The organism is Streptomyces sp. NPDC058653 (genome assembly GCF_042716895.1).
In the GTDB taxonomy this organism is placed as follows: Bacteria; Actinomycetota; Actinomycetes; order Streptomycetales; family Streptomycetaceae; genus Streptomyces.
The window spans coordinates 124,247-136,235 of record NZ_JBHXRM010000012.1; the positions used below are offsets into that span (position 1 = coordinate 124,247).

13 protein-coding genes and 1 riboswitch are annotated in these 11,989 nt (G+C 70.5%); of the genes, 2 read left to right on the forward strand and 11 right to left on the reverse strand.

The window, feature by feature from the left end; all coding sequences use genetic code 11:
• Positions 1-7: 7 nt before the first annotated feature.
• From ACFWU9_RS13455 to ACFWU9_RS13490, 8 genes are all read right to left on the reverse strand, one after another.
• Entirely contained in the window at positions 8-481 is a 474-nt protein-coding gene (locus ACFWU9_RS13455) for a septum formation initiator family protein (RefSeq protein ID WP_384317535.1), read from the reverse strand.
• Between the two features lie 144 nt (positions 482-625).
• On the reverse strand, positions 626-1,912 hold the full coding sequence (gene eno / locus ACFWU9_RS13460) for a phosphopyruvate hydratase (RefSeq protein ID WP_189109532.1): 1,287 nt from the start codon (positions 1,910-1,912) through the stop codon (positions 626-628).
• A gap of 261 nt (positions 1,913-2,173) precedes the next feature.
• Entirely contained in the window at positions 2,174-2,899 is a 726-nt protein-coding gene (locus ACFWU9_RS13465) for a transglycosylase family protein (RefSeq protein WP_384317538.1), read from the reverse strand.
• Positions 2,900-2,902: 3 nt separating this feature from the next.
• Positions 2,903-3,077, reverse strand: a riboswitch (cyclic di-AMP (ydaO/yuaA leader).
• Positions 3,078-3,335: 258 nt separating this feature from the next.
• The gene (locus ACFWU9_RS13470; RefSeq protein WP_384317540.1) at positions 3,336-4,295 is read right to left on the reverse strand and encodes a transglycosylase family protein; all 960 of its coding nucleotides are present in this window, start codon (positions 4,293-4,295) and stop codon (positions 3,336-3,338) included.
• Between the two features lie 140 nt (positions 4,296-4,435).
• The gene (locus ACFWU9_RS13475; RefSeq protein WP_384317543.1) at positions 4,436-5,692 is read right to left on the reverse strand and encodes a cytochrome P450; all 1,257 of its coding nucleotides are present in this window, start codon (positions 5,690-5,692) and stop codon (positions 4,436-4,438) included.
• 111 nt (positions 5,693-5,803) lie between these two features.
• Positions 5,804-6,646, reverse strand: a complete 843-nt coding sequence (locus tag ACFWU9_RS13480; RefSeq protein WP_384317546.1) for a helix-turn-helix domain-containing protein — start codon at positions 6,644-6,646, stop codon at positions 5,804-5,806.
• Positions 6,647-6,665: 19 nt separating this feature from the next.
• A complete protein-coding gene (locus ACFWU9_RS13485) occupies positions 6,666-7,181 on the reverse strand; it encodes a DUF6879 family protein (protein ID WP_384317549.1) in 516 nt (171 codons plus the stop codon).
• Positions 7,153-7,410 carry a hypothetical protein gene (locus ACFWU9_RS13490; RefSeq protein ID WP_384317551.1) on the reverse strand — a complete coding sequence of 86 codons (258 nt, stop codon included), beginning with the start codon at positions 7,408-7,410 and terminating at the stop codon, positions 7,153-7,155. The genes ACFWU9_RS13485 and ACFWU9_RS13490 overlap by 29 nt, the downstream gene beginning before the upstream one ends.
• Positions 7,411-7,717: 307 nt before the next feature.
• Between ACFWU9_RS13490 and ACFWU9_RS13495 the strand changes: the two genes are divergently transcribed.
• A complete protein-coding gene (locus ACFWU9_RS13495; RefSeq protein WP_384317554.1) occupies positions 7,718-8,851 on the forward strand; it encodes a methyltransferase domain-containing protein in 1,134 nt (377 codons plus the stop codon).
• Here ACFWU9_RS13495 and ACFWU9_RS13500 read toward each other — a convergent pair.
• The gene (locus ACFWU9_RS13500) at positions 8,834-9,523 is read right to left on the reverse strand and encodes a TetR/AcrR family transcriptional regulator (protein ID WP_384317557.1); all 690 of its coding nucleotides are present in this window, start codon (positions 9,521-9,523) and stop codon (positions 8,834-8,836) included. The two genes, ACFWU9_RS13495 and ACFWU9_RS13500, sit on opposite strands and share 18 nt — an antisense overlap.
• Positions 9,524-9,624: 101 nt before the next feature.
• Here ACFWU9_RS13500 and ACFWU9_RS13505 point away from each other — a divergent pair, with 101 nt between their 5' ends.
• The gene (locus tag ACFWU9_RS13505) at positions 9,625-10,191 is read left to right on the forward strand and encodes a hypothetical protein (RefSeq protein ID WP_384317560.1); all 567 of its coding nucleotides are present in this window, start codon (positions 9,625-9,627) and stop codon (positions 10,189-10,191) included.
• Here the strand turns inward: ACFWU9_RS13505 and ACFWU9_RS13510 are convergent.
• Positions 10,188-11,177 carry a nucleoside triphosphate pyrophosphohydrolase gene (locus tag ACFWU9_RS13510; protein ID WP_384317563.1) on the reverse strand — a complete coding sequence of 330 codons (990 nt, stop codon included), beginning with the start codon at positions 11,175-11,177 and terminating at the stop codon, positions 10,188-10,190. The genes ACFWU9_RS13505 and ACFWU9_RS13510 overlap by 4 nt on opposite strands.
• 76 nt (positions 11,178-11,253) lie before the next feature.
• On the reverse strand, positions 11,254-11,913 hold the full coding sequence (locus ACFWU9_RS13515; RefSeq protein ID WP_384317566.1) for a SurA N-terminal domain-containing protein: 660 nt from the start codon (positions 11,911-11,913) through the stop codon (positions 11,254-11,256).
• Positions 11,914-11,989: the final 76 nt, after the last annotated feature.

Below are 11,989 nucleotides of genomic sequence, written 5' to 3' on the forward strand. Positions count from 1 at the left end.
TTGAGGTCTATCTGTCCGTCCGGTCGGCGTTGTCGACGCCGTCCAGGAGATTGGAGTACCAGGGCCGGTCCGCGGCGCCCTGGTCGGTACGGTGCTCCTCGGCCGCCCGGGGGTCGGCCATGATGTAGCCGGTCTCCCCCGGCATCACGTAGTGCAGATGCTCACGCGCCAGACGCTGGATGTACGCGTCGTCCTGGAGGCGGGCCCTCTCGTCCCGCAGCTCCTCGACCCGCTTCGCCGCCTCACGCGTCAGCTGCTCCTGCTCCGCGATGTCCCCGCGCTGGGACACGTACTGCCGCATCGGATAGGCGAGCGCCACGATCAGCGAGCAGACCACGAGCACCAGGAACGCGGCGCGTCCGGTGAGCCGGGAGCGGCGGGCCTGTCTGCGGGTCTGCGAGCGGTAGACGCGGGCGGCGGTCTGCTCGCCCAGGATCCTGATCCTGGTCGCGGTGGAGAACCGGTCCCGGTTCGCGGCCATGGTCCCGCCTCCCTCAGAGGCCCGGCGGACCTCGTACCTCTGTACTGCGTCACTGCCTCTGTACGCGCGTACGTCCCCGGACACGGTACGGGACCGTGGCCGGGGACGGCCGTAGGACGGGCGGGCCGATGGCCGGTGGCCGGGTCAGTCCTTGAAGCGGGGGAACGCGCTGCGGCCCGCGTACACCGCCGCGTCGTCGAGGATCTCCTCGATACGCAGCAGCTGGTTGTACTTGGCGACGCGCTCGGAGCGGGCCGGGGCGCCGGTCTTGATCTGGCCGCAGTTGGTGGCGACGGCGAGGTCGGCGATCGTGACGTCCTCGGTCTCACCGGAGCGGTGCGACATCATGCACTTGAAGCCGCTGCGCTGCGCGAGCTCGACGGCGTCCAGGGTCTCGGTCAGCGAACCGATCTGGTTGACCTTGACGAGCAGGGCGTTGGCCGAGCCCTCCTCGATGCCGCGGGCCAGGCGCTCGGGGTTGGTGACGAAGAGGTCGTCGCCGACGATCTGGACCTTGGAGCCCAGCTTGTCGTTGAGGACCTTCCAGCCGGCCCAGTCGTCCTCGAAGAGCGGGTCCTCGATGGAGACCAGCGGGTACGAGGCGACGAGCTCCTCGTAGTACTCGGTCATCTCCGCGGCCGAGCGGGACTTGCCCTCGAACTCGTAGGAGCCGTCCTTGTAGAACTCCGAGGCCGCGACGTCGAGCGCGAGCGCGATGTCCTTGCCCGGGGCGTAGCCGGCTTCCTTGATGGCCACGAGGATCAGGTCGAGCGCGGCGCGGTTGGACTCCAGGTTCGGCGCGAAGCCGCCCTCGTCGCCGAGGCCGGTGGAGAGCCCCTTCTCCTTCAGGACCTTCTTCAGCGTGTGGTAGACCTCGGCGCCCCAGCGCAGCGCCTCGGAGAAGGACTCGGCGCCGATCGGCGCGATCATGAACTCCTGGATGTCCACGTTCGAGTCGGCGTGCGACCCGCCGTTGAGGATGTTCATCATCGGAACGGGCAGCAGGTGCGCGTTCGGGCCGCCGAGGTAGCGGAAGAGCGGGAGGTCGGAAGCCTCGGAGGCGGCGTGCGCCACGGCCAGGGAGACACCGAGGATCGCGTTGGCGCCGAGCGAGGACTTGTCGGGCGTGGCGTCCAGGTCGAACATCGCCTGGTCGATCAGGCGCTGCTCGGTGGCGTCGTAGCCGACGAGCTCCGGGCCGATCTGCTCGATGACGGCGAGGACGGCCTTCTCGACGCCCTTGCCCTGGTAGCGGTTCTGGTCACCGTCGCGGAGCTCAAGGGCCTCGAACGCACCGGTTGACGCACCGGAGGGGACAGCAGCACGGCCGGTGCTGCCGTCGTCGAGGCCGACCTCGACCTCGACCGTTGGGTTGCCTCGGGAGTCAAGGATTTCCCGGGCTACGACGACGTCGATGGACGGCACGAGCATCTCCTTCTGGGATGTGACGCGTGGAGTGCAGGGTCTCATTGGCCTTGCGGCATGAGCCTAACCGGCTCCCGGTCGGCGGTCGGCAGATGCCCGCCCGCTGGGACGAAAAGAGTCCGCGATGCCCGTTCGGCCGCGAATGTCCAGGGGTTGGTGGGGGGCGGTGGGGCTGGTGGGGGCGGTGGGTGCGGGGACCGTCCGAACCCCGGCCCGGCGCGTCCGGGGGGAGTGAGGCGCGCCGTGCCGGGGTTCGGGGGGAAAGGGTCAGCTCAGGTGGAGCTGCTGACCCGGGAAGATCTCGTCGGCGTCCTCGACGATGTCCTTGTTCAGCTTGAAGAGCTTCTTCCAGCCACCTTCGACCTTCTCGGTCTCGGCGATCTTGGAGAGGGTGTCACCGGGCTCGACCTTGTACTCGCCGTCGCCCTTCTTGACCGGACCGCGCGTCTCACCACGCGAGGCGGGCTGCTCCTGCGCGGCACGCGGCGCGGAGCGCTCCTTCGGGGCGGCCTGCGGGGCCTGCTCGGGGGCGGACTGCTGGGCGGAGTCGGCCGAGCCGGAGTCGTTCGAAGCGGCGTCGTTGGAGCTGGCGTCGTTCGAGCCGGCGTCGTTCGAGGCGTTGGACAGGCCCACGCCACAGGTCGGCCAGGCACCCTTGCCCTGGCCCGCGAGGACCTTCTCGGCGATCTGTATCTGCTGGGACTTCGAGGCCTGGTCGGCGCTGGACGCGAAGGCGGTGCCGCCGTACGCGGCCCAGGTGGAGGCGGAGAACTGGAGCCCGCCGGTGTAGCCGTTGCCGGTGTTGATGGACCAGTTGCCGCCGGACTCGCACTGGGCGACGGCGTCCCACTCGGCGGTGGTGGCCGCGGAGGCGGAGGTGGCGCCGAGCAGCGGGGCCGCGACGGCGGCACCGGTGATGCCGGCGAGCGTGGCGTAGCGGACGGCCTTGGACGGACGGCGGTGCTTGCCCTTGCCGGATGTGGAAAACAGCATGCGAGATCTCCTCACCGACGCCTGCGAGGTGAGCTGTCGGGTTCGGGCCAAGTGAGTTGCCCGGCCGTGCGGCCCGGGAACGTCTTCACGTCCCCCTGCGCACGGCTGCACCCCGAGCCGGCCGTGATGACCGGCACTTACCTGGGTCCCCCGCTCCTGCCTTCGGCGCGTGACGCGACGAGTACTCCCCCCGACCGACGGCAGGATTCGGCGTGACGGTCGACGGTGCCCGCGGTGCGAGCGGTTCAGACCGTAAACACAGACATCCCGGATGTTCAAAGAAGGAACATCCGGGATGATTCACCCATCCCGCCCCGAGGAAACCCCTGTTTACGCAGGTCGGAACGGAGAGCGGGTGAGTTGCCGGGCAGATCGCATCAGTTGGGGCGAAGAGACGCTTGTCTCACTTGCACAGATGCGGACATAGCCCGCTTGACTACCCCTGATTCGGGGCCAGATCGAGCTTCTGTCCGGGCAGGATGAGATCGGCGTCGGAGCCCACGACCTCGCGGTTCGCCTGGTAGAGCGCGGACCAGCCGCCGTCCATGCCCAGCTGGTCGGCGATGGTCCACAGGCTGTCGCCGGAGCGGACGGTGTACGAGCCGTCGGCGGCGGCCTCGCCGTCGCCGTCCGCGTCGCCGTTACGTACCGAGGCGTCACCCCGTGAGGCATGACGGCCGCTTTCGCGCTCTTCGTCCGCGTTGCCGGTCTTGCCCGCCCCGGTCGATCCCTCGTCGGCGGCGGCCGACTCGCCCGGCTCGGGAGCGGCCTCGCCGCGGTGCTTGCCCTTCCCGGTGGAGGTGTCGGCGCCGGTGCCGGTCTCCGTGCTCGCCTCCGTGCCGGGCTCCTCGGAGCCGGACGCGGAGTCGCGGCCGAACTGCCCCGACGACGGCGTGGAGTCGGGAGCGGGAGGCAGCACGGCCTCTTCGGACGGCTCGGGCTCGGCGGACGCCTCGGGCTCCTCGGCGGCCTCGCTCGCCTCGCTGTCCGGAGCCGAATCCGTGTCGGCGACCACGTCCGCGTCGGCCGTGAGCCCAGTGACCAGCGCGCAGGTCGGCCACGCGCTCGGGCCCTGCGCTTCGAGGATCTTCTCGGCCACGGCTATCTGCTGGCTGCGGCTGGCCTGGTCGGCCGTCGGGGCGTACGCCGTACCGCCGAAGTCGACCCAGGTCTCCGCGGAGATCTGGAGGCCGCCGTAGTAGCCGTTGCCGAGGTCGGCGCTCCACATGCCACCGCTCTCGCACTCGGCGACGCGGTCCCAGGTGGAGGCGTCGGCCGCACTGGCGCCGGTCGCGCCGAGCAGCGGGATGGCGATCGCCGAGCCTGTCACCCCTGCCGCGACGACAAGGGCGGGGGCCTGACGGGGCCGACGGTGCCGGCCGTTCCCGGAGCGCATGCGGTTGCCTTCCGTGAGACTGCTGAAACGTCAATCCCGACGCGTGACTGCCGGGACGGTCGTGAACGTAGCCGCACTCGAACGCCTGTCACAAGTCGATGCAGCGGAGATCACGTGAAAGTCACAGTGTTGACAATCCTTCAGTCACGCACCGCTGTGAACTGCACCGGGAGCGTGCGCAGTCCCCGCATGATGAGCCCGCCACGCCACCTCAAATCGGATGGATCGACCGCAAGTCGCAAGTCGGGCAGACGGGTCAGCAGGGTGGCCAGCGCGGTCTGTCCCTCCAGCCGGGCGAGTGGCGCGCCGAGGCAGTAGTGGATGCCGTGGCCGTAGCCGAGGTGTTTGTTCTCACTCCGGGACAGGTCGAGACGGTCGGGGTCGGCGAACCGCTCGGGGTCCCGGTCGGCGGCGGCGAGTACGACCAGGACGGGGTCGCCCAAGGCGACGCTCTGCCCGCCGAGTTGGACGGGCTCGGTGGCGTAACGCCAGGTGGCGAGCTCCACCGGCCCGTCGTAGCGCAGCAGTTCCTCGATCCCGGTGGTGAGCAGCTCCGTCTCGCCCGCGGCGAGCGAACGCTGGAGCCGCTCGCGCTGACCGGGATTACGGAGCAACGCGTAGACGCCGTTCCCGACCAGATTCACGGTCGTCTCGAACCCCGCGAAGAGCAGGATGAACGCCATCGCGGCGGCCTCGTTCTCGGTGAGGTGCTCGCCGTCGTCGCTCGCCCGGATGAGCCCGGAGATCAGATCGTCCCCGGGCTCGTCCCTCTTGCGGTGGATGAGTTCGGCGAGATATCGCCGCATCTTCTTGACGGAACGCGCGACCCCGCCCCTCGGCCCGCCACCGTGCCGGATCATCATCCCGGCCCAGTCGCGGAAGTCGTCCTGGTCCTCGCGCGGGACGCCGAGCAGATCGCAGATCGCGTAGATGGGGAGCGGGAAGGCGAAGTCGTGGATGAGGTCGGCCTCCCCCTTCGCCGCGAAGGCGTCGATGAGCCCGTCCGTCAACTCCTGCACCCGGGGAGCGAATTCGGCCACCCGCCGGGGGGTGAACGCCTGCGACACCAGTCGGCGCAGCCGCGTGTGGTCGGGCGGATCGATGTTCAGCAGATGCGTCATCAACTCCGATCCCCGCTCCCCCGGGATCCCCGTCTTCCCCTTGGCGTGCGGCTGCTCGGCATGGTGCACCGGATTCTTCGACAGCCGGGGATCGGCGAGCGCGCGCCGGGCGTCCGCGTACCGCGTCACGAGCCACGCGTCGACCCCACTGGGCAACGTGGTCCGCCGCACCGGCGCGTGCTCACGCAGCCAGGCGTACGCGGGGTAGGGATCGGTGGCGAACTCCCAGGTGAAGAGCTCGGGACCGGAGGACGCGTCGGGGTGAAGGCCGTGCATGCGCCCGACAGTAACGGCACCGTCCGACTCACCCGACGGCACCGCCGGCGAGATCGTCGACGACCCGGTTGATGACACCCCGGGCGGTCCCGCCGTACGAGGCGACGGCGGTCAGGACTCCCCGGCGGCGGCGATCAACCGGCGGGCGTCGTCGCCCCGTACGGCATCGCGGGCAAGCCCGTCGAACGCCCTTGAGTACAACTCGACTTGGCTCGGCTGCACCAGCGTCACCGCCGCGTCCAGCGAGTCAGCGTGTACCCGCTCCGCGTCGAAGATGGTGAATGTCGGCAGCGGCCAGACGGTGCGTTCGGCGGAGAACGGAATCACTCCCAGCGCGATATGGGCGGACATCGTGGTGTCAACGAGGTGGTCGAGCTGTGCGGCCATGGTGCCGGGCTCGCCGATGCGGTGGCGGAGAACCGCTTCCTCCAGCAGGATCGAGAACCGGTGCTTGCCGTCGCGCACCACACGGTTGCGCCTCATACGTGCCGCGACGGCTTCTTTCACATCGTCGGGCGTGCCCCGAAAAGCGGCGATCGAGGCGAGCAGCGCGGTCGCGTACTCGGGGGTCTGGAGAAATCCCGGTATCACGTCGGAGCAGTACACACGGAAGCGCGAGGTGCGTTCGTACAGCGTCGCGCCGGATTCCTGTAGCCGGCGCAGACCGGTCCGCTGAAGACGTCTCCACCGCACATACGCCTCGGCCGACTGCCGATTCGCCGCGATCAGGTCGGCCGACTCGTCGTCGGCGTGGCAGGCGGCGCACCACGCGCGGAGGTCGGAGTCCGAGGGAAGAGTCCGCGCGTTCTCGATGCGCGACGATTTGGACTCCGACCATCCACACCTGACGGCCAGTTCACGCCCGGAGATCCCGGCGTCGAGCCGCAGCTCGCGCAGTCGGGCCGCGACCGTGTCCCGGGCTTGCTGCACATCGGCCGATGGATGCGGATACATGGCGGGGCGGGCCGTTCGGTCAGATCTTGTAGTCCTCGTGCGGGACAGCACGCTCCCACACGGTGTCGAAAGCCGCGACACAGAGGGCCAACGTCGCAGGGTCCTCGGTGATCTCGTCCTCGACCACGGCGCCGTCCCCCGAGAAGTGGTGCACCCGGAGCAGGGTGCCGTCGAACGCCCAGAAGTCGTTCGCCGGGAGGGCGATTGGGCCGGCCGACCTGCGTGGCAGCCAGCGCACTTGTTCGCCGGCCGTGACGTTGGCGTGTGTCACGTAGTGCTCCCACCGGATGTACTCGCTCACCGGTTCGGAGACGATCCGGGCCCGGCGGATCGTGACGCCTCGGGCCACGGTGTCGGCGATCAGCTGGTCGTACGGGTGCCACCACGACTGCCGGTCCGCCCAGTCGACGCGATCGCCGCGCCGCCACGCGTGGAACCGTTCCGTGGGCGCGTACGAGTCGCGCAGCTCCAAGTGCACGGCCGACGTGCGGCATTGACCCAGCAGCTCACCGAAGCTCGGCACGTTCGACGGCATCGCACGCCTCCCTGATCAGGGGCACCATACGTGCCGGAATCCTGACGAGTGCTTCGCTCGCCGGGATGGGACCGTTCGCCGGGCTTGTCGCCTCGCACTCAGCTGTTGTCGTGGCGGAACCGGGCTTCCAACCCTGGAAGAGGATCTCCTGCGCCTCGGCATCCACCCTGACCGTCGGGCAGTGGTCACGATCGGTGTGGGGATCGATGCCGATGAATTCGACTGACATGGTCAACCTCCGGACGGTTGCTTCTTGTTGCACTCCGCTTGCCCTTCGTAGTTAAGCGGAGCACGTGCCCCTTCGGAGTCCCGGAGGAAGGATTGGCGTGCAAGCTGCTGCAAGTTGGTCGAGATGTGTTCCGAGCCGATGCCACCGTTGCCAAGTCACGGGAGACGACGACAAGGAGGAACACCATGGCCAAGCACGAGAAGCCGCCGCCCGACAACGGGCAGGGAACGCCGCCGCCCGGGAACGCGGACGGGCAGGTGCCGAAGGAACCCGAGCCCGACGGCAAGCACAAGAAGTAGGGGACCTCGTGAGCTCATTCGATGAGTGGCGTAGCCGTCTGGCGGACGCCATGGAGCGGCGTGGCGACTGGCCCGCGCGGTCTCCGTGGGTGCGGGAGGCGGTCCATGCCGTGGCCCGTGATCGGTTCGTGCCCGAGCGTGTGTGGCGCTGGGACGGTGATGCCTACGTTCCCGTCGACCGCGCCGCCGATCCCGATCGGTGGGCCGCCGAGGTGTACGGGGACCCCAACGCGGCAGCCGTCACACAGGTCACGGACGGGCTGCCGTCCTCCAGCCTCTCGTGCGAGGGCGTGGTGGTCGACATGCTCGATTCGCTGCTTCTCGAACCGGGGCACCGCGTACTGGAGTTGGGGACGGGCACCGGCCGTAACGCCGCGCTGCTGGCGTGGCGGGCCGGGGCCGGGCGGGTCACCAGCGTGGAGGTGGACGCCGGGTTGGCGGCCCGCGCTCGGGAACGGCTCCGGGACGGCGGGTTCGACGTACGGGTCGAGGTTGCCGATGGCCGTGACGGGCCACCCGTCGCCGTACCGTACGACCGGGTCATCGCCACCTTCGCCGTCGACGAGGTCCCGTGGTCGTGGGTGACCCGGACCCGGCCGGGTGGGCGAATCGTCACCCCGTGGGGGCGGCTGGGGTACGTCGCGCTCACCGTCGCCGGGGACGGGCGTTCGGCGACCGGTTGGATGCAGGGGCTCGCACAGTTCATGCCCGCGCGGGGCGCCGGTCGGGGGCGGGTCTCCTTCCAGCAGGTACGGGCGGCGGCCGGCGGGCCCGTCGGGGAGTCACGTCCGGTCGGGCGTGAGCTGGAGCCGCTGCGCGACGACATCCACCTGCGTTTCGCGCTGCGGGTGGCCCTGCCCGACGTACACATCACCACGGCCGAGGACGACGACGGCCTCAACGCCTGGCTGCACGACGGCGGTTCCTGGGCGGCTCTGTCCGCCGTGGATGGCGGCCGCACCGTCGCGTACCAGGGCGGGCCGCGCCGGCTGGCCGATGAGCTGGACGCCATCTGGGACCGATGGCTCGGTGACGGCAGCCCCGCGCTGTACGACTACGGCATGACCGTGGAGCCCCACCGGCAGTACGTGTGGTGCGGCGATCCGGTCACAGGCCGCAGGTGGTCACAGGGCCGGCGGTGAGCAGTCGATGTCGGGGCGTGGCGGCCGCGGATGGGTGGGGGTGGGGGCGGGCGGGTCGGGGTCATCGCGGGTCGCGTGGATGCGGAGGAGGCCGTCGATGCCGCGTAGCAGCGTCTCCCCGGCCAGGGCCGGGTCGCCGAGGTAGCCCGCGCTCATCGCGCCGTCGCGGAGCATGACGAAGTGCCGGCCCGCGTGGTCGGACTGGGCGACCGTGATCTCGGCGAACAGGGCGGTGATCGTGCGCAGGAACCAGTCGCGGTGCGCCACCACGGCGCGGTGCACCGGGTGGGTGGGGTCGGGGAATTCGGCCGCCGCGTTGAGGAACGCGCAGCCGCGGTAGCCGGGTGAGCGGATCTGGTCGACCAGGGAGGCGCCGATGCCCCGCAGGATCGCGTCGGCCGGGGGGCGGGCGGCGGTCAGGGAGGCGATCTGGGCGCGGATCGCCCGGTCGACGCCTTCGATGTGGGCGACGGCCAGGTCGTCCTTGCTCCGGAAGTGGCGGTAGAAGGTCGCGTTGGTGACCTTGGCCTCGGCGACCAGACGGTCGACGCCCACGGTGTGGATGCCCTCCGCGTAGAAGAGCTGCCCGGCGGTGCTCAGGAGCCGCTCGCGGGCCGCCGAGACTCTCCTGCCGGTGCCTGTGCCGATGTCCGTCTCTGCCATGCCGCCCATTCTAGGGGTAGAACGCTCTCTCTTGTTTTTCGGTGAGCGGCTGTGCCAGACTCCCGCCAAGGGAGAACGTTCTCTCTACTTCATACCCACTGGAGAACCCCATGGCATCCACCGCCTCCATGGCGTCCGTCGGCGCCGCGCCCGCGCTGCGCCGGCTGTACGTCACCCGCTTCGTCTTCGCCGCCGTGTGGGCGGGGCTCCTGCTGGTGTCCGGCTCGGAGCTCACCCTCGGGGCCAAGCTGCTGCTGGTCCTCTATCCGGCGTTCGACGTGGTCGCGGCCGTGGTCGATGCCAGGTCGGCGCGTGCGGACGGGCCGGTCAAGGGCCTGTACGCCAACATCGCCGTCAGCTCGCTCGCCGCCGTCGGTATCGCCGTCGCCAGTACGTCGGGCGTCGCCGACGTACTGCGTGTCTGGGGCGCGTGGGCCGTCGTCTCGGGACTGGTCCAGCTCCTGGTGGGCGTCGCGCGACGGCCGATGGGCGGCCAGTGGGCCATGATCGCCAGCGGCGGTATCTCGGTACTGGCCGGCGCGAGTTTCGTCCGGGGCGCCGCACAGGACGACCCCACGCTGAACACCCTCGCCGGCTACGCCCTGCTCGGCGGGATCTTCTTCCTCGTCTCGGCGTTCCGGCTGTCCCGCACGGCCCGCCCCGCCCGCACGGACTAGTCCCCGGCGTGCCCCTCCGCCGCCAGGATCGCGTCACGGTAGACGCGGGCCGCCGCGCGGAGGGAGGCCTCGGGGTCGACGCCCGCCTGTTCCGCCTTCGCGGCCAGAGCCAGGAGCTCGTAGCCGATGCCCTCGCCCTCGGGGAGCGGGACGTCCAGGGGCGCGGCGTCGACGCGCGAGGCCAGCTTGGCGGCCAGGGCGAGGGCCGGCTGGCCCAGCGGGACGCCGTCCGTGATCGAGTCGCGCTGTTTCTCCGCCGCCTTCGTACGGAGCCAGTGGGCCTTCACGTCCTCCGGGGTCTCGGCCTTCTCGTCGCCGAAGACGTGCGGGTGGCGGTGGATCAGCTTCTCGACGATCGTGGCAGCCACGTCGTCGATCGAGAACGGCTCGTCGTCCTCGCCGTCCCCGCCCTCCTCCGCGATACGGGCGTGGAAGACCACCTGGAGCAGGACGTCGCCCAGCTCCTCGCGCAGTTCGTCGCGGTCCCCGCTCTCGATCGCCTCGACCAGTTCGTAACTCTCCTCGATGGCGTACTTGGCGAGGCCCTCGTGCGTACGGGTGGAGGACCAGGGGCATTCGGCGCGGATGCGGTCCATGACCTGGACGAGGTCGAGGAGACGGGCGCCCGGCAGGTCGTACGACCCGGGGAGCAGCTCCAGGTCCGGCATCCGGACGCGGCCCGAGCCCGCGAGGCGGGAGAGTCCGTCGGTGAGGGCCTGGTCGCCCTCGCCGGAGGGCAGGACCACGACCGTACGGCCGCCGGCGCAGGCGTCGACCAGTTCCTGGGCGGTGGGCGCGGCGAGCGCGACGGTGACTCCGGCCTCGCGCAGATACGGCAGCTGCGGGTGCGCGGGGTCCGCGCACAGGACCTGGTCGGCCTCGCGCAGCGTCTGCCAGGCGGGCCAGGACAGCACGCCGGGCGCGACCCGGTGGCTGACGGTCAGCAGGACGATACGGCCGGGGGCGACGGCGGGTTCTTCGGTCACCCGAGGAAACCTACCCCCGCTCCCCGGCCGGGCGGCACGCGCCCGGTGTCACGGGCCCGCCGTCACACGGCCGATGTCACGCGCCCGTCGGAGCCTGCTCCGGCGGGGCCTCCTTCGTGACCTGGGTCAGCCAGGGGGTCCTGGCCTCGCCGAGCCTGACCTGCTTGACGTCCCACGCTCCGTACCGCGGGTTGACGTCGATGCCGAGCTCCTCGGACGTCTTGACGAGCACGGCCAGGACCTGCTGCTGGCCCTCGGGCGTGGTGGTGTTCGCGCCCAGCGACTGCGCCAGCTTCGACATCAGCACCTCGCGGCGGATCGCGCTGTCGATCTGGTCCGGGGTGAGGGCGCCCTGCTGGAGCAGCATCGCCGCGAGCTGGTCCTCGCCGCCGGACTGCTGGGCCGCGGCCTGCCGGGTGGACTGGATGTCCTTGCGGGTGGCCTTCACACCGGCCTCGTCCGCGGCCTTCTGCAGGATGCGGTCGAAGATCATGCTGTTGAGCTTGACCTGGCCGAGCTGGCCGGTGTTCTTGATGAGTTCGGCCGCTTGCGGGGACGCCTGCTGCGCGTCGCGTACGTCACGGACCTGGGCCTGGAGCGCGGACACCTCGATGCGTTCCCCGCCGACGACGGCCGCGGCGCCGGGGTGGGCGTCGTTGCCGCAGGCGGTGAGGAGCGGGGCCGCTGCGAGGAGCGCGGCTGTGAGAGTGAGCGCTGTGCGACGGCGGCGGTGCAAAGGGTGCCTCCTGGATCGTGACAACGACCGTGCGTTGATCGATGTTAGGCAGTGGCGGCGGATCCGATCCAGTCAC

Excerpts from the sequence above, each read along its gene's own strand:
- ACFWU9_RS13500 (WP_384317557.1), bottom strand. The coding sequence starts at position 9,523 with ATGGGCGGCATGGCAGAGACGGACATCGGCACAGGCACCGGCAGGAGA.
- ACFWU9_RS13505 (WP_384317560.1), top strand. The coding sequence starts at position 9,625 with ATGGCATCCACCGCCTCCATGGCGTCCGTCGGCGCCGCGCCCGCGCTG.
- ACFWU9_RS13475 (WP_384317543.1), bottom strand. The coding sequence starts at position 5,692 with ATGCACGGCCTTCACCCCGACGCGTCCTCCGGTCCCGAGCTCTTCACC.
- eno (WP_189109532.1), bottom strand. The coding sequence starts at position 1,912 with ATGCTCGTGCCGTCCATCGACGTCGTCGTAGCCCGGGAAATCCTTGAC.
- ACFWU9_RS13455 (WP_384317535.1), bottom strand. The coding sequence starts at position 481 with ATGGCCGCGAACCGGGACCGGTTCTCCACCGCGACCAGGATCAGGATC.
- ACFWU9_RS13465 (WP_384317538.1), bottom strand. The coding sequence starts at position 2,899 with ATGCTGTTTTCCACATCCGGCAAGGGCAAGCACCGCCGTCCGTCCAAG.
- ACFWU9_RS13485 (WP_384317549.1), bottom strand. The coding sequence starts at position 7,181 with ATGCCGTCGAACGTGCCGAGCTTCGGTGAGCTGCTGGGTCAATGCCGC.
- ACFWU9_RS13490 (WP_384317551.1), bottom strand. The coding sequence starts at position 7,410 with ATGTCAGTCGAATTCATCGGCATCGATCCCCACACCGATCGTGACCAC.
- ACFWU9_RS13470 (WP_384317540.1), bottom strand. The coding sequence starts at position 4,295 with ATGCGCTCCGGGAACGGCCGGCACCGTCGGCCCCGTCAGGCCCCCGCC.
- ACFWU9_RS13480 (WP_384317546.1), bottom strand. The coding sequence starts at position 6,646 with ATGTATCCGCATCCATCGGCCGATGTGCAGCAAGCCCGGGACACGGTC.